Source organism: Pseudomonas aylmerensis (assembly GCF_001702265.1).
Taxonomy (GTDB): Bacteria; Pseudomonadota; Gammaproteobacteria; order Pseudomonadales; family Pseudomonadaceae; genus Aquipseudomonas; species Aquipseudomonas aylmerensis.
The window spans coordinates 28,808-45,356 of record NZ_MAUE01000005.1; the positions used below are offsets into that span (position 1 = coordinate 28,808).

Annotated in this window: 11 protein-coding genes and 2 pseudogenes; 8 read left to right on the forward strand and 5 right to left on the reverse strand. The window is 62.5% G+C overall.

The window, feature by feature from the left end:
• Positions 1 to 230 precede the first annotated feature (230 nt).
• A complete protein-coding gene (locus BBG20_RS03900; RefSeq protein WP_065900893.1) occupies positions 231 to 1,550 on the reverse strand; it encodes an OprD family porin in 1,320 nt (439 codons plus the stop codon).
• A 225-nt stretch (positions 1,551 to 1,775) separates the two neighbouring features.
• Between BBG20_RS03900 and BBG20_RS03905 the strand changes: the two genes are divergently transcribed.
• From BBG20_RS03905 to BBG20_RS03915, 4 genes and pseudogenes are all read left to right on the forward strand, one after another.
• Positions 1,776 to 2,108 carry a DUF2790 domain-containing protein gene (locus tag BBG20_RS03905; protein ID WP_065900430.1) on the forward strand — a complete coding sequence of 111 codons (333 nt, stop codon included), beginning with the start codon at positions 1,776 to 1,778 and terminating at the stop codon, positions 2,106 to 2,108.
• 194 nt (positions 2,109 to 2,302) lie between these two features.
• Positions 2,303 to 2,989 (forward strand): annotated as a pseudogene (locus BBG20_RS33440) (PAS domain-containing protein); the annotation flags it as partial.
• A gap of 111 nt (positions 2,990 to 3,100) precedes the next feature.
• A pseudogene (locus BBG20_RS33445) lies at positions 3,101 to 3,529 on the forward strand (methyl-accepting chemotaxis protein); the annotation flags it as partial.
• A 59-nt stretch (positions 3,530 to 3,588) separates the two neighbouring features.
• Positions 3,589 to 4,167, forward strand: coding sequence for a flavin reductase family protein (locus BBG20_RS03915; RefSeq protein WP_065900434.1), 579 nt, complete (start codon positions 3,589 to 3,591; stop codon positions 4,165 to 4,167).
• Positions 4,168 to 4,207: 40 nt separating this feature from the next.
• Here the strand turns inward: BBG20_RS03915 and BBG20_RS03920 are convergent, their stop codons facing one another.
• Positions 4,208 to 5,092, reverse strand: coding sequence for a LysR family transcriptional regulator (locus BBG20_RS03920; RefSeq protein WP_065900436.1), 885 nt, complete (start codon positions 5,090 to 5,092; stop codon positions 4,208 to 4,210).
• A 122-nt stretch (positions 5,093 to 5,214) separates the two neighbouring features.
• On the opposite strand from BBG20_RS03920, the gene BBG20_RS03925 reads away from it, so the two are divergent.
• Positions 5,215 to 6,573, forward strand: coding sequence for an MFS transporter (locus tag BBG20_RS03925; protein WP_107338956.1), 1,359 nt, complete (start codon positions 5,215 to 5,217; stop codon positions 6,571 to 6,573).
• A 36-nt stretch (positions 6,574 to 6,609) separates the two neighbouring features.
• Here BBG20_RS03925 and BBG20_RS03930 read toward each other — a convergent pair whose 3' ends face one another.
• Complete coding sequence (locus tag BBG20_RS03930) at positions 6,610 to 7,419, reverse strand: AraC family transcriptional regulator (protein WP_065900440.1); 810 nt, start codon at positions 7,417 to 7,419, stop codon at positions 6,610 to 6,612.
• A gap of 139 nt (positions 7,420 to 7,558) precedes the next feature.
• On the opposite strand from BBG20_RS03930, the gene BBG20_RS03935 reads away from it, so the two are divergent.
• Together BBG20_RS03935 and ddlA are read left to right on the forward strand one after the other, a co-directional pair.
• Positions 7,559 to 8,197 (forward strand): LysE family transporter, encoded by a 639-nt coding sequence (locus BBG20_RS03935; protein WP_065900441.1) that lies wholly within the window; start codon positions 7,559 to 7,561, stop codon positions 8,195 to 8,197.
• A 44-nt stretch (positions 8,198 to 8,241) separates the two neighbouring features.
• Positions 8,242 to 9,336 (forward strand): D-alanine--D-alanine ligase, encoded by a 1,095-nt coding sequence (gene ddlA, locus BBG20_RS03940; protein ID WP_065900443.1) that lies wholly within the window; start codon positions 8,242 to 8,244, stop codon positions 9,334 to 9,336.
• Between the two features lie 21 nt (positions 9,337 to 9,357).
• Here ddlA and pgeF read toward each other — a convergent pair whose 3' ends face one another.
• Positions 9,358 to 10,080, reverse strand: coding sequence for a peptidoglycan editing factor PgeF (gene pgeF, locus BBG20_RS03945; RefSeq protein ID WP_065900445.1), 723 nt, complete (start codon positions 10,078 to 10,080; stop codon positions 9,358 to 9,360).
• Positions 10,081 to 10,102: 22 nt separating this feature from the next.
• Positions 10,103 to 11,932 carry a gamma-glutamyltransferase gene (gene ggt, locus BBG20_RS03950; RefSeq protein WP_065900446.1) on the reverse strand — a complete coding sequence of 610 codons (1,830 nt, stop codon included), beginning with the start codon at positions 11,930 to 11,932 and terminating at the stop codon, positions 10,103 to 10,105.
• Between the two features lie 236 nt (positions 11,933 to 12,168).
• Between ggt and BBG20_RS03955 the strand changes: the two genes are divergently transcribed.
• Positions 12,169 to 16,506 carry an AvrE-family type 3 secretion system effector gene (locus BBG20_RS03955; protein WP_065900448.1) on the forward strand — a complete coding sequence of 1,446 codons (4,338 nt, stop codon included), beginning with the start codon at positions 12,169 to 12,171 and terminating at the stop codon, positions 16,504 to 16,506.
• Positions 16,507 to 16,549: the final 43 nt, after the last annotated feature.

A 16,549-nucleotide genomic window follows, 5' to 3' on the forward strand; every position in this document is an offset into this window, starting at 1 on the left:
ATCGGCCGCATAAGGGCGTGCGCAAAAAAAACGCCCCGACCGGGGCGTTAAAAATCCATCTCTTTCCAAAGGAGCTACACAAAAGCTTCAGAGATGAATGTGCTCGGTGTATGACGCGTTGAGTCCACTATAAAAAGTTCAACTTAACGGGAAGGTGGGCCCAATATTACAGTTCTGATACCTGGCTATTTGTGAACAGATGTTAGTTAACCGCGAACGACTGTAACGACTCACAGCGCCACCAGCGGGTATTCGGCAATCAGGCGAACTTCCTCCAGGTCGGATTCGAACGCACTGGAGCGCACCGTGGCCTGGCGCAGGCGCAGCGACAAGTCCTTCAGCGTGCCACTTTGCACCACGTACTTGGCCTCGACATCCCGCTCCCAGCGACGTTGGTCGGTGAGTGGATTGCCGGCCGCGTCGCGGCGCATATACACCGCGTTGGCGTCGCTGTAGTCGGCGCCGGTGCCCTTGCCGTAGCGGGTCATGAACGACAGGCCGGGAATGCCGAAGGGCTGCATGTCCAGGTCGTAGCGCAGCATCCACGAGCGCTCCTTGGGGGAGTTGAAGTCGCTGTACTGGATCGAGTTGTTGAGGAAGATCGAATCCGACTGGCGCAGGTAATCGAAGTCGTCATCACCGTTGTTGCGCTGGTGCGACAGGGCCAGGCTGTGGGCGCCGACCTTGACGCCGAGCCTGGCGCTCCAGATGGTGTTGTCGAATTCGCCGAGCAGCTTTTTGCCTTCATCCACCGCCTTGTAAAGGTTGACGTCGCCGAACAGCGAGACGTCGTCGGTCAGTGGGTAGCTGGCGGCGCTGCCCGCGTAATACTGGTCCCAGGCGTCTTTCAGGCGGCTGCTGTAGAGGCTGAAGCTGAGGTGCTGGTTGAGGCTGTAGTCGCCGCCGAAATAGCTGATCCAGGGCGAGTCGACCTTGCCTGCGTAAAACGTCGCAAAGCCTTTATCCATGCCGCTTTCGCTGGGCTGGCTCATGCCGCTCAAACGCCCGCCCTGCAGGCTCAGGCCTTCCAGGCTGGTGTTTTGCACGGTCACGCCACGAAAGCTTTCCGGCAGCAGGCGTGAATCGCCATAGGCCACCACCGGGTTCAGCGGGAATACGTCGCCGGCCTTGATTACCGTGTCCAGCACGCGCAATTTCGCCGCGCCGCCGACCTTGCTGTAGCTGTCTTCGGGATGGTTGTCGCTGTCCACCGGCAGCACGCCGAACGAGCCTTTGCCACCGCTGCGGCCGGTGCCCGAGTCGAGCTTCAGGCCGACCATGGCAAACGCATCCAGGCCAAACCCCACCGTGCCTTGGGTGAACCCGGATTCGAATTTACCGATGAACCCCTGGGCCCAGGCTTCGGAGTAACCGTTGCCGGTGGGGCTGGACTGGCCCTTGCGGTCATCGCGATTGAAATAGAAATTGCGCGCCAGCACGTTCACGCTGCTGCCTTCGATAAACCCTTCGGGTTTTTCTTCTACTGCCACGGCGGCCAGCGGCAACGTGGCGACCAGTGACAGGGGAAGGGTGTAATAACGGATCCGCATGTTTCGCTCCTCGGTATTGGCAGTGATCAGCTTCTTATGGAGGCGGGCGTTCTTATTGATCTGGCCCGGGCTGATAGTTGCAAACCGTGGATAACGACTGGGTGGCGGCAACATTACAATTCTGGAAACTGGTGGCCACCTAACAAATAAGTAATGTTCTGGTGAACATCGCGTCAGGGTTCGCTGGTTAGTCTCGGCACTGAACTTTCAGTCGAGGAACCTGTGATGAACTTTTATGCAATCGCCCTGGGTGTATTTACCGCAAGCCTGTCATTGGGCGCATTGGCCGAAGGCGGCGGTGATCGCACTTTTGCGTTGATGATGGAGCGCAATGAAAAAGCCATGGCCGACTACGCGGTGAAAAACGGCAAGCCGGCGCCCGAGGTGCAGGCGTATCGCTACGGCATGAAACTGGACATTGCCAAGGTGATCAACGTGACGCCGCCGATCCGCGCGTGCAATCCCGTGCCCTCGCGCATGACCTATGAAGACTCCCGCGGCAATCTCAATACCCTGGAATATCAAGTGATGGGTGTGTGCCGAAATAACGGCAGCTGATGGATCCAAAAAAACAGTGGGGCCCACGCAAAAAAGCGCTTCAGAAAACGCCGGCAGCGCCGATGCAGGTCAGATCACTCTCCCCAAATGACCATCGGTGCCCCATGTTCAACACCCGTTTGAAGCAGGAGCTGTCGGCTCTTCGCGAAGAATTGTCCAGCTTGCAACAGGTCAAGGAGAGCCTGGAAAGCGAAATGCTGTGCCTGACGCTGGACGCCGAAGGCCGGGTGGAGTGGGCCAACGCCAACTTCCTGCAGGAACTGGTGTACGCGTCGAGCAACATTCTCGGTCGCCCGATCGAAGACCTGGTGCCCGATCATGTGCGCAATGATGAATTCCATCGCCGCTTCAAGAACGCCCTGGTGCGCGGTGAGCATTTCGCCGGCACCGTGCGCCTGATGCGCGGCAATGGCCAGGAGGCGTGGCTGCGCTCGATCTTGCAGCCGGTGCGCAGTTCGGAAGGGCGCATCAAGCATTTTTCGATCTACTCCAGCGACCTCACCCGCACGATCGAGGCCTCTCGCGAGCATGAAAACCTGATCACCGCGTTGGTGCGGTCCACCGCCGTAATCGAGTTCGACCTGGGCGGGCACGTGCTCACTGCCAACGATCGTTTTCTCGGCGGCATGGGTTACAGCCTCGCGCAGATCCAGGGCAAACATCACCGTATGTTCTGCGCGCCGGAAGAGTACAACAGCGCCGAATACCAACACTTCTGGAAGCGCTTGAACGCCGGCGAGTTCGTCGCGGCGCGCTTCAAACGTGTGGACAGCCATGGCCGCACCGTTTGGCTGGAGGCCACCTACAACCCGGTGCTGGATGCCAACGACCGGCTGTACAAAGTGGTCAAGTTCGCCACGGTGATCACCGACCAGGTCAATCAGGAGCAGGCCGTCGCTGAAGCTGCGAACATTGCCTACAGCACGTCGTTGCACACCGACAGCAGTGCCCAGCGCGGTACCACGGTGGTGACCCAGGCGGTGGATGTGATGCGCGATCTGGCCAAGCACATGCAACAGGCCGGCGAGGGCATCGAGGCGCTCAACGCCCAGTCCCAAGTGATCGGCACCATCGTCAAGACCATCAGCGGCATCGCCGAGCAGACCAACTTGCTGGCGCTGAACGCCGCCATTGAAGCAGCGCGTGCCGGTGAACAAGGGCGTGGTTTCGCGGTGGTGGCCGATGAGGTGCGCCAGCTGGCGTCACGTACCAGCAAAGCCACCGAGGAGATTGTCGGCGTGGTGCGCCAGAACCAGGACATGGCCCGCGATGCGGTAACCCTGATGACTGATGGCCGTCTGCAAGCCGAGCAGGGCCTGGCCCTCGCGGCGGAGGCGGGCACGGTCATCGTCGAAATCCAGGACGGTGCGCAAAAAGTGGTCAGTGCAGTGGGACAATTCGCAAACCAGTTGTCGAGCTGAGCCGTGGGGCTTGTGCTTGAGGTATCGTAGGTTTTTTCCGCTTGAAGAGCCGATCCTCCATGAGCCCTACTCACCGCCGCTCCGTTCCGCTGTCCAAGGCCTACCGCCTGCTCAACCATGGGCCTACCGTGCTGGTCAGCGCGGCCCACAACGGCCAGCGCAACATCATGGCCGCCGCCTGGGCGATGCCGCTGGATTTCGAGCCGCCGAAAGTCGCGGTTGTATTGGACAAAGCCACCTGGACCCGTCAACTGCTGGAAAGCGCCGGCACTTTCGTGCTGCAGGTGCCTTGCGTGGCCCAGGTCGATCTGGTCCAGACCGTCGGCAACACCACCGGCTCTGAGACGGACAAATTTGCCGCCTACGGCCTGCACACCTTCAGCGGTGAACACACAGAAGCGCCATTGCTGGAAGGCTGCGTGGCCTGGCTGGAATGCCGCCTGCTGCCCGAACCGCACAACCAGCAGGGCTACGACCTGTTCCTGGGTGAAGTGGTGGCGGCTTATGCCGACGAGCGCGTGTTCAGCGACGGCCGCTGGCACTTCGAAGGGCATGATCCGCTGCGCACCTTGCACCATGTGGCGGGCGGGCATTTCCTCACCATCGGCGCGCCGATTGACGGTAAAACCTTGCCTTGAGACAGCCCCCGCAGGCGCCGGCGTGCCCGCGCCTGCAGGGTTACCATTGCGCCTGGCCGAGGGCTTCGGCAAACGCCATCAGTTTTGGCGAGTACTGTCGGGACGGCGGGTAAACCAGCGAGATCGCCCGGCGGCGGCCCGCGAAGTTTTCCAGCAGCGGCACCAGGCGCCCGGCGGCCAAGTCGTCGCGCACGGCAAAGTCCATGACCTGGGCGATGCCGAAGCCACCGACGGCGCCGTCGACCAGTGCATCACCGATATCAAAGATCAGCCGCCCTTCGACACTCACGTCCTGCACCTTGCCATCGAGCATGAACTGCCAATCGACCATGCGCCCGTTGCGCAGATTGCGCACGGTCAGGCAGTTGTGGTCCTTGAGTTCGTCGACGCTCTGCGGTGTACCGAAGCGCGCCAGGTAAGCCGGCGAGGCGACCGTGATCCAGCGCAACGGCGCCAGCGGGCGGGCGATCAGGCGTTGGTCGTGGATCTCGCCGGTGCGCAGGAGGGCGTCGAAGCCTTCATCGACGATGTCCACCAGGCGGTCGGTCATCACTGCTTCGATGCGCAACGCGGGGTAACGCAAGGTCAGTTCGCCGATCACCGGCATGACCACCTTGCGCCCGAACAGCGAGGGCGTGCTGATCTTCAACAGGCCGGAAGGGGTGCTGCGGCGGTCGAGCATCAGCTTTTCGGCCTCGGCCAATTCCGCCAACAGCGGCGCGCTGCGCTCGTAGAGCATCTGCCCGTCGGGCGTCAGGCTGACGCTGCGGGTGTTGCGTTGCAGCAGGCGTACGCCCAGTTCCTGTTCGAGGCGCGAAATGGCGCGAGACAGGCCCGACTGGGTCAGCCCCAGGTCTGCGGCCGCGCGTGTGAAACTGCGGGTTTCGGCCACGCGGACCAACAGACGAACAGCGTTCAGATCCATGATTAAAGTCATTACTGAAAGAGTGATTGCGCTATTTATCATCTGTTTCGCATAAAAGACACTGGCGGCTTCTCATTTTCGGACAGGACGCTGTGATGTCTCCCTCTCGACCCTCAGGCTGGATGCTGATGCTGCTGGCCACGGCGCAACTGATTATTGCGCTGGATGCGACCATCGTGTTCGTGGCGCTGCCGCAGATTGGCGCGCATCTGAACTTCTCCGCCGCGCAATTGCAGTGGGTGGTGAGTGCCTACAGCGTGGCGTTTGGCGGTTTCCTGCTACTCGGCGGGCGCGCCACGGATTTGCTTGGCAAGCGCCGTCTGTATCGGGTCGGCCAGTCGTTGTATGCGCTGGCCTCCTTGGCTGCGGTGCTCGGTGGCAGCGCCGTGTTGCTGGTGCTGGCGCGGGCCGTGCAGGGGGTGGGCGGGGCGTTGTTGTTCCCGGCGACCTTGGCGCTGATCAACACCCACTACGCCGAGGGGCCGGCGCGCAACCGCGCGTTTGCCGTGTGGAGCGCGGCGTCGGCGGCAGGCCTGGCGCTCGGCGCGCTGCTGGGGGGCGTGCTGACCCAGGCCTGGGGGTGGGAGGCGGTGTTTTTAGTCAACGTGCCGCTGGCGGGCGGTTGCGCCTGGGCGGCGCGCTACTGGATCCCCGCCGATGGCGAGCGTGCGCGCGGACGCAACTTTGATGTGAGCGGCGCGTTGACCGTGACCGTTGGCGGCACCTTGCTGGTGTTTTCGCTGGTGCAGGGGCCTGAATGGGGCTGGACGGCGCCGTCCACACTGGGTTGCCTGGGCTTGGCGTTGGCGCTGCTCGGCCTGTTCGCCTGGATCGAACATCGCGGCCGCGACCCACTGATGCCGCTGCGTTTGTTTGCCTACCGCGAGTTGCGCATGGCGATGGTGCTGACGGCGGTGTTCATGAGCAGCTTTGGCGTGCAGTACTACTTTCTCGCGCTTTATTACCAGCAGGTCTACGGCTACAGCGTGCTGCAGGCAGGGTTGGCGTTTTTACCCGCGACCCTGGTGTGCACGTTCGGGATCTGGCTGGCGGAGCGTTCGCTCGCCCGGTTGGGGTTACGCAACACGTTGGTCTGCGGGCAGCTGGCCGGTGCCGTGGGGATTGCGCTGGTGTGCTGGGCGTTGCCGACAGGGGTGGGGTTCTGGTCGCTGCTGCCGGGGATTTTCATCCTGAGCATCGGCCAGGGCATGACCTGGACCGCGATGTGGGTCGCTGCGGGGCTGGGCATCCGGCCAGGCGAGCAAGGCGTGGCGGCGGGAATGGCGTCTACCAGCCAGCAGATCGGTGGGGCGCTGGGCCTGGCGGTGCTGGTGTCGGTGGCAAATGCCGGGTCGAGCCAGGCGGCGGGGATCGAAGCGGCGATGGGCTGGAGTGCAGCGATTGCCTTGGCCGGGGCGCTGCTGGCACTGGGGCTCAGAGCGCGCGCATCGAAGCCGGACGCGTTGCTGGAAACCACGTAGTTCAACGGTAGGCGCGGATGTATTCCAGGTCAGGCCTCAGCGCCCGAGCATCTTCACCCAGCGCGAGGGCGGCATGCCGTAGGTGCTGCGAAATTGTCGGGTCATATGGCTCTGGTCGGTGAACCCGGCGGTCAACGCCGCGTCCACCAATGACTGGCCCTGGGCCAACAGGCTGCGCACCAGATCCAGGCGGCGCATGGTCAGGTAGCGATACGGGCTGGTGGCGAACAACAGGCGAAAATCCCGCGATAACGCCCAGCGGTCGCGACCGGCGTGCTCGGCGATTTCATCCAGGGTGATGCTGCGGCCCAGCGCGCTGTGGATAAACTCCCGCGCGCGCTCGGCGGCCACGTAATCGAACGTCTTGCGACTGGCAATCGCGCCTGAGGCATTGCTCAGGGCCTGCGCCAGGTCGAACATCGCGTCCTGTTCCTGCAGCGGGTCGATCGGGCAGTCCAGGCTTTGCAGCAGCACTTCACTGGCACGGTGCAGCCATGGGTCGCTGGACAATCCGCCAGGAATGAACGGCAACGGCTTGCCGCCGATGATCTGCTGGATCAGCGCCGGTTCCACATAGATCATCCGATACTTGAAGCCTTCCTCGCTGCCGGCGCGCCCGTCGTGGGTTTCATCGGGGTGAATCACCATGGTTGTGCCGGGCATGCTGTGGGTCATGCCGCCGCGGTAGTGAAAGCTCTGCACACCGAACAGCGTGCGTCCGATGGCATAGGTGTCATGGCGATGCGGGTCGAAGGCGAAGCCGGCAAAGTACGCCTCGATACGGTCCAGGCCGCTGGCGTGCGGCGCGCGGTGCAGCCAGTCGAGGATAGGAGTCGGTTTGCCCATGATGGCTTGTCACAAAAAAGGGATGGAAACACGTTAACCCAGTCTGCATTCCTTGTCTGCCGGGGTCTTGTACGATTGTGCAGGTGCCGGGCGAGGCCTATGATCCTGGCTCGTGCCTTGCACTGATGGAGCTGCCCCGATGGATTTTTTCGACCCCGCCTATGTGGCGCCGCTGGTCTCGCTGGCCCTACTGTGGACCGTGGCGGTGGTGACGCCCGGCCCCAACTTCTTCAACACCGCACAGTTGGCCGCCAGCTGTTCGCGTCGTCATGGCGTGGTGGCATCGGCGGGCGTGGCCACCGGCACGATCATGTGGGGCCTGGCGGGTGGCCTGGGCATCAAGTCATTGTTCACCGCTGCGCCGATGCTGTACCTGGCGTTCAAGATCATCGGCGGCTGCTACCTGATCTACCTGGGGCTGAAGCTGTTCAAGCGCTCGGCACCGGCCATGGGCCACAACCTGCTGGCAGACGAACCCCGGCGCTCGCTGTTTTCCGCCTGGCGCCTGGGCCTGCTGGGCAACCTGTCCAACCCCAAGGCCGCGCTGTTCGTCGCCACCATCTTTGCGTCGACCATGCCGCCTTCGCCCTCGCCGATGCTGTTGACCCTGGCGGTGATTACCATGGCCACGTTGTCATTCAGCTGGTATAGCAGCGTGGCCCTGGTGTTTTCCAGCGAGCGCATGGCCAACCTCTACAGCCGTTCGCGCAAATGGCTGGATCGTTTTGCCGGCGGTTGCTACGTGTTGTTCGGTGCACATCTGGTAGCGAATCGCTGACCGCCCGTGGTAAGAAGCCTTACTTTCAACAGTGAGGCCGGTTCATGAGCAAGGTGCGCGTAGGTATTATTTTCGGGGGGCGTTCGGCCGAGCACGAGGTCTCGTTGCAGTCGGCGCGCAACATCGTCGATGCGCTCGACCGCACGCGTTTCGAGCCGGTCCTGATCGGCATCGACAAGGCCGGCCACTGGCACCTCAACGACACCTCGAACTTCCTGATCAACCAGGAAAACCCCGCCCTCATCGCGCTCAACCAGTCCAACCGCGAACTGGCGGTGGTGCCCGGCAAGGCCAGCCAGCAAGTGGTGGAAACCTCCGGCAGCGGCCTGCTCGAACACATTGATGTGATCTTCCCCATCGTCCACGGCACCCTCGGCGAAGACGGTTGCCTGCAAGGCTTGCTGCGCATGGCCGACCTGCCTTTTGTTGGGTCCGACGTGCTCGGCTCGGCGGTGTGCATGGACAAGGACATCAGCAAGCGCCTGCTGCGCGATGCCGGCATTGCCGTCACCCCGTTCATTACCCTGACCCGTCGCAACGCCGCGCACACCGCATTTGATGCCGCCGTGCGCAAGCTCGGCCTGCCGATGTTCGTCAAGCCTGCCAACCAGGGTTCCTCGGTGGGCGTGAGCAAGGTCGGCAATGAAGCCGAGTACCACGCCGCCGTCGAGTTGGCGTTGGGGTTTGACGAGAAAGTCCTGGTGGAGTCGGCCATCCAGGGGCGCGAGATCGAATGCGCCGTGCTCGGCAACGACAACCCCATCGCCAGCGGCTGCGGCGAGATTGTGGTGAGCAACGGTTTCTATTCCTACGACAGCAAATACATCGACGCCCAGGCCGCCCAAGTGGTGGTGCCGGCGGAGATCAGCCACGACGCCAGCGAGCGTATCCGCCGCCTGGCCATCGACGCCTTCGAAGTGTTGGGGTGTGCCGGGTTGGCCCGCGTCGACGTGTTCCTCACTGAAGACGGTGAGGTGCTGATCAACGAAATCAACTCGCTGCCGGGCTTCACCCGCATCAGCATGTACCCCAAGCTGTGGCAGGCGGCGGGGATGAGCTACAGCGAGTTGGTGAGCCGGTTGATCGAGCTGGCGCTGGAGCGGCATGCAGCGCGCAAGGGGCTGAAGATCAATCGTTGAGCGCCGCGGGCTATCAGGTGGTCAGGGGCGGCGCGCGATCCACGAATAGATCAAGGTCTTCGCCTCCTCCGGATGATGTGTCCTTCTGCGGTAGCTGGCAAACGTCGGCGACGTGCAGTAAGTGCACACCTCGCTGACCTCGATCTGCTCGCGCTTGACCCCCGCCGCCTGCAGCAACATCAGCGCATACCTGCTCAAGTCAAACCACGCGCTGTCGCCTTGCCTTGCGGCGGGCGGGGCAATTTCGGGTGTCTGCCGCGGTGCCGGTTGCACACTGCTCCACGGTGCCTGGCGGTGCTGCCACAGGTGCCGTTGCTCCGCCTGGAGCTGGGCGATAAACCCTTCGCTCACCTCATAACAACACGGTTTGATCGACGGCCCGATTGCCACCTGCAGTTGATCCGCCGCGATCCCCGCGGCGGCAAAGCGCTGCACCGCGTTGGCGATAATCCCGCGTTGCAGGCCCTTCCAGCCGCCATGCACTGCCGCTACCTGCTGAGCGTCTTTGGAGGCGAACAGAATGGGCAGGCAGTCGGCGGTGATCACCGCGATGGGCTGGTGCGTGTGGGTAAACACAGCGTCAGCCTCGATGGTATTGGCCACCTGGCCCGGCTGCCACTCAATCACCGAGGCGCTGTGCACCTGCTTGCAGATGAACACCTCGTCCGGGCGCCCCGGGTCATTGATCGCACAGAAACCGTGGTCGACGCCGGCAATGGCGCCGAGATTGTTTGCCTGTTGCAAGGGCTGTTCTCCGCTCAATAAATCAGTCGCCGACCGCTTCGCCTTCGCGCCGAGGGTCGGCGCCGCCGCTCAGCGATACCTTACCCTGGGCGTCGCGCGTGCGGACGATGGCCTGGATGCCGCTGGTCATGTCGATCTCGCTCAATGCATGGCCCTTGTCCTTCAGCGCTTGTTTCAACGCCGGGCTGAACAGTCCTTGTTCGAGTTCGGTGGCGCCATTGCGACTGCCGAAATTCGGCAGGCTGATGGCCGCCTGCGGGTCAAGTTTCCAGTCGAGCATCGCCACCAGGGATTTACTCACATACTCAATGATCTGTGAGCCGCCGGGCGAGCCGACGGCGGCCAGCAACTCGCCGCTCCTGCGATCAAATACCAGCGTCGGGGCCATGGCCGAGCGTGGGCGTTTGCCCGGCTCGACACGGTTGGCCACCGGCTGGCCGTGTTCTTCGGGGATAAACGAGAAATCGGTCATCTGGTTGTTGAGCAAAAAGCCCTGGACCATCAGATGGGAACCGAACGCCGCCTCGACGGTGGTCGTCATCGACACGGCGCCACCCAGGTCATCCACCGCCACCACTTGCGACGTGGAGATGCGCAGCGGCGAGCGGTCCGGCGCGTAGGCGACCTGGATGCCGGCAGGCGTGCCGGGTTTGGCGATGCCCATGCTGCGTTCGCCGATCAATGCTGCGCGTTTGGCCAGGTAGTCCGGTGCGACAAGACCGGCCACCGGCACCGGTACAAAGTCGGCGTCGGCGACGTACAAACCACGGTCTGCGAAGGCCAGGCGACCCGCCTCGGCAATCAGGTGCACGGCTTCGGGCGTTGGCTCGAGGCCTGCGGGCGAGGTGCTTTTCACCGGCGTCATGGGTGCGATGGCCAGGCCCGGATCGCGGGCTTCAAGTGCCTGCAATGTACCGAGGATTTGCGCGATGGCGATCCCGCCCGATGACGGTGGTGGCATGCCACACACGGTCCACTGTTTGTAGTCGCTGCACAGGGGCGTGCGCTCCTTGGCGGTATAGCCCTCAAGGTCTGCCACCGACAGGCTGCCGGCATTGCGATTGCCCTGGACCTTGCGCGCGATCTCATCGGCAATCGGCCCGTGGTACAGCGCGTCCGGGCCCTCCTTGGCGATGCGCTTGAAGACGTTGGCCAGCGCCGGGTTTTTCAACAGCGTACCGGTGGCCTTGGGCGTGCCATCGGCATTCAGAAAGTACGCGGCCATTTCCGGCGACCGGGGGATATGACGGTCGGCCGCGATCAACGCGTGCAAGCGCGGGGAAATCGCGAAGCCCTGTTCCGACAAGCGGATCGCCGGCTCGAACAGCTTGGCCCACGGCAGGTGCCCGGTCTTTTTGTGCGCCATCTCCAGTGCCCGCAGTACCCCCGGCGTGCCCACCGAGCGCCCGCCGATTTGCGCCGCGGTGAAGGTCATCGGCGTACCGTCCGCTTTCAGGAACAGCCGCTCGGTCGCCCCGGCCGGTGCCGTTTCACGACCGTCATACGCGTGCACCTTATCTCCGTCCCACACCATGATGAACGCCCCGCCGCCAATACCCGAGGACTGCGGCTCCACCAGCGTCAGCACTGCCTGCATCGCAATGGCCGCATCGATGGCCGAACCACCCTGGCGCAACATCTCCCGCCCGGCTTGCGCCGCCAGCGGGTTGGCGGCTGCCGCCATATGGCGTTCGGCGTGTTGGGGGGTGAGGTCGGTGCGGTAGCCCGAGCCCAACTCCGGTGCCGGCGGTTGCTCGCTGACGGGGGTGTGACAGGCCGCCAGGACGAGAGCGGCGGCAATCACTGACAGTTGACGGCGGGAAATCAAAAACACGCGCTGAACTCCGTTCATTTTGAGAATGATCTGGTTTTCCTGTGGGGGGACTTTACCGCAGCGGTGAGTTGGAGGCGTGCTGGATTGACTGAAAATTCTGAAGAGCCCGCTCGTTGCCGGTGTGTCACCGGATGTCTTTATCTCGGCCTGCACGAAAGTTGAATGTGTTCCTCAGGAGGGTGCTGCTGTCGTTGGAACCAATGGTTGAAGGTGTTCACTAGGTAGTTTTCACTCATCCGCTTGAGGCGCTCGTTATGCATCGTGGGTTAGACGGTCTGCTCAGGCTGCACCAGAGCGTTGTCGAGCGCTCAGTAAGGTCGATTGGAGAAGCGCCGCCAGGCCCGAGCCCGACCTCACTGCCGGAAATGCAGGGGGTTCATTATCAAACGCTGAATCCGGCCTCGATGGTGTTCGACGTCAGCATCAAAGGCGGGCAACTCCAGGCTGACAGTACAGCCACAGGCCGCGATGTCGCCCGTCATCTCAACGCGCCAGGCAAACGCTATACCGCCGATGGCTACTCTGCTGAGCGCGGCAATACGGTGCGTTTCAAAGATGAGCGACAGTACCTGTTTCATATTCAGTCCACGCTGGCTGTCGCGGCGGTATTCAAGAGCAGTCTCGCCGATCCGGCCGGCGGTGCAGGCTCGGTAGCGTCCTTGAGTAACCCCGGCCGCGCGCACCTGGCAAGCGTCAGCGGGATCCACACGACTGTCGAGGGCAAGCAGTTTCGCCTGGATAACGAGCGTCTTTATCGCTTTGAACCGATCACGCTGTCCTGGCTGCCCGACGCCGATGCACGTGCATACAGCCGCATTGGTTTGACCTGGGAAGGGCAGTTGCTGAAGACACCTCAGGGCTCACTGGACAGCAGTGCGCAGCGCCAGGGTTCGGTGATATTGAGCCAGGTCCAGGGCGTCTCTGCCCTGCACATTCAGGGCACCGGCGCGCCGGCTGTGCGTCCGTTCGATGAGGCCGGCGTGCCTGTGCCGCTCGCGCGAATCGGGCTGGCCGGTAGTACCCTGTATGGCGCGACGACTGACGGCGAACTGCTGCGCGCAGATATGCGTCAGGCCAGGGGCGGCGTGCTGCCGATGGCGCGTCAATCGGTCGAAGCACTGGAGCAGGCGCTGAAGGGCAGTGTCAGAGTCGAAGGTTTCTTTCATGATGATGCAGGGCAACTCAACGCCCAGGTTCGCGATGCCCGCGAGCAACTGCATAGTTCGCCCTTGAATGAATCAAGCGCATTGCGCCCGCACTGGAACCTCAGTGACGTGTTGGTCAAGGGCATCGAGAAAGGTCTGCCCTTGCCCAGCCAGCAGGCACTCGCGGCCTCGATCGATCTCGGGCTGCGGGGCAAGGTCGCACTTGATTCAGGCCGGCTGTTGAGCTGGAACGCGGGTGCACAGCAATGGGATAACGCCCGGCAGCCGGGCGTCGAGCGTCTGGAGCGTGGCCTGGATGGACGTGCCTATGTGCTGCAAGAGGGGCAACTGAAAGCGGTGGCGATCCAGAAAGTGCGTGATCCGGTTTTCGAGGGCGCCAGCCACGACTTGGCCGCTCTTCCCAAGCCCCGTCCTCACGTGTCACTTGATGAGGTACTCGCTGGAAAAAGTCAGAGCCCCATCGCCCACTTTGCAGTCGCTGATGGCCGTCATTTCGTAACGGCCAATCAAGACAACGAACTCCAGGTTCATCAGGAGGGTGTCGTCACCCCATTACGGCTGTCACCGCCGCTTGCGATAAAAGCACTGGCGCTGGATCACGAAGGGCATCTCTACGCGCACAGCCAGGCTGACGAGTTGTTCAGGGTTGATCGCGAGGTTTGGCAAGGCAGCGCCAGGGGGGCGCATCGCTGGACCAGGGTTGAGCTGCCCGAGGGGCGCCCCTTGGAGTCCTTGCGGATGGGGGCTGACAAGCACTTGGTTGCCGGCTGGGATAAGCAGTTCCATCGATTGGATCGCTCGGGCCCAGAGTCAATGAAGGGGGGGCCGTTGCTACCGGTGACAGCGGTACCGTTGCTGGGCGATACATTGGCGAGTGCTCAAATGCGCGCGCAGTTTCCAGGCGGGGCATTGACGGCCAGCAGTTATGTGATGGGGCAAACCCGTGAGGGGATTTCGCACAAGCGCAGTTTTTTTCAAGGGATCAAGGCGCACTTTCACCCTTTGGAGTCCCTCAGCCACACAGGCAAGGATATTCAGCACCGTATCAGCGGCCGTCGCGGGCTGGAGGCCGTCTACGCTGACGATAAGCAACTGCACGAGCGGCTCAAGCCCCTGTCGAAGAGCAAGCCGGTTGCGGCTGACCTGAGCGCGCGCCTCGTCGCGCTCAGCGTACCCGGCCCGCGCCAGGCGTTGGCCAACCAGATCAGCCAGGCGTTGGCCCGTGTCGAAGCGAGCAGCCAGGCCAGCGCACGCCTTTTAGGCGATGTGCATGGGCTGGCGTTTGACTCGCGGCCCACACTGAGCCGGACAGTGGTCAACCCGGAATCGACGCTGCATCAACTGCATCAGGCGTTCATACGGGTCTCACCCTCATCGGAAAAAACCACCGCTGCGCTACTGGCCAATCTCGAGGGGCAAGACTTGACGTTGCCCCAGTGGAAACCGGAGCGTAAGCGAGACCTCACTCACCCTGGCGCCCTCGTCGAAGGCGACCTGATTCATCACGCCAACACGCTGAGGAAACTGACTGATCTGGCGGAGGAACTCGACAGCGTTTCCGGATACAGCCCAAGCGCCCTGAAGCGCATAGAAGGCTCTGTGAGCGCGGTCATCAAGGATTTTGACCAGAGCCCGTTGCATCAATTGCCACGTCAGAACGTCGTCAGTTACGCGCAGGCAGAGACCCTCTACGACAACTTCAAATTATTGGCCAAGGACCTGGGTACACCGGGATCCGCCTTGCATTGGCACCTCTCGACGCTGCTCGGATTGCCCGTCGATGCTTCCCTCAAGGACGCACTGACGCAGCAAGTGCAACGACTGGAGAGTGGTCAAACCCTTGGCTCCAGCCGCACCCAGGGCAAAAGCCTGGGCTTGATGGTGACGGGGATAAAACCCGTCGCCCCCGTGGAATTTTTCCTGGGCGCCTCCAAGTCCCATACCAACGGCGTCAGCATCAGTCGCACGGATAAAGGCACCAGGGTCGAGATCTCGATGGACGACACACGGCGGTTGGCCGCTTCGGTGGCTTCAGGGGTGACGGTGGGGCGGGGCACCCAAGCGTACGGACCGGGTTTGAGAGTCGCGGGGGAATTGACGGCAGCGGTTGCGAAAAACACCGGTTCGAGCATCAGTTTTGACGTGAGGGAGGCGGACTTCGGCAAGTTGATGTCGATCCTCACCCACCCATCGGGTGGTCTCCAAGATTTGCTGGCGCTGGGAGAGCAGCACGCTGCCGGGCACAGCTCCAAGCTGAGTGGTGACGTTAACCTGGATGGACTCGCGCAGTTGCGTGTGCTCTACAACCCCCAGGAGAATATTGCCGAGCTGGACTCAGTGATACGCGCAGGTATCGGCGGGCTGGCGAACCTCAATCTTGCGCATGCGGACAAGAGTCAGTCCACGATGCGCACGGCGGCGGGCACCAGTCACGCCGAGGGACGCAGCGCACAATGGCTGAGGCAGGGTGGCGTGGGTGCCAACGTTGCGCCTTTGAATGCGCTGGCGTTGGGCAGGGTTGAAACTGGCGGGCCAGCTGCTGCCGTTTTTGCATTGCCGGAAATATCGGTCATGGTGAAATTTGATCGGAGCCAATCACAGGCATTCAGTTTCTCTTTCAAGCCGCCACACGCGGTGACTCAATCGCAGATCAATGACCTGCGACGCAGCCTTTCGCGGTATTCGCCGCAATTCAGACAGGACTTGGCCGCTACGGAACGGCCGGGGGCCACGACGGATGAACAGTTGGCCAGCTTGCAGGGGTTTCTGGCGACTCATCCGCCCCTGGCGACCAAGGCGGACGCCTACCACGCGATTGGCCAGTCGTTGGATAAGTTATTGACCCAACGGGACCTGATGAAAAGCGGGCTGCGCCAGCTGGCATCGGTGGAGTCTTCCGTCACACGTGTGGGCTTGCGGGACAACGGGCAGCATGCCTGGTTGGATGATGTCGCGCCGGCCAACAAAGCGGCCATCGAACAGTGGGCCAGGGACGACCCGCACTTTGCCCAGGTGCTCGATCAGCTGCAGCATGGGGAGGGCACTTCAGTGCGACTTGGCATGGAGTTGAAGCCGCAGGTGCTGCGCGCGATCGAGCACAGCCACCTTGCGGGTAAAGGCACCGAGGCGTTGATCAAGCACGCACTCAATGACCGCAACAACCTACGCGTAAAAAGTATGAGCATGAGCTACACCGCCACCCAGTCCCATAGCATGTCGCTACCGGCGATGACGAACCTCAGCTTTTCCAGCAGCGCTGCGCTCAGCCACACGCAAAAACACGTCAACGTCGATCTGGAGTACGGCGTGAATCCGGATAAACCCTTGAAGATGAACCTCAACGATACGTTGAGCCGTTTGCCCCGACACGATCTGACCCTTGATTTGGCCAGCCAGCGCATCAGGACGCCGCAGGCCGTGAGGTAAACGAGGCGCAAGCCCTCAAGCAATGCCGGCTTGCGCCATGCCC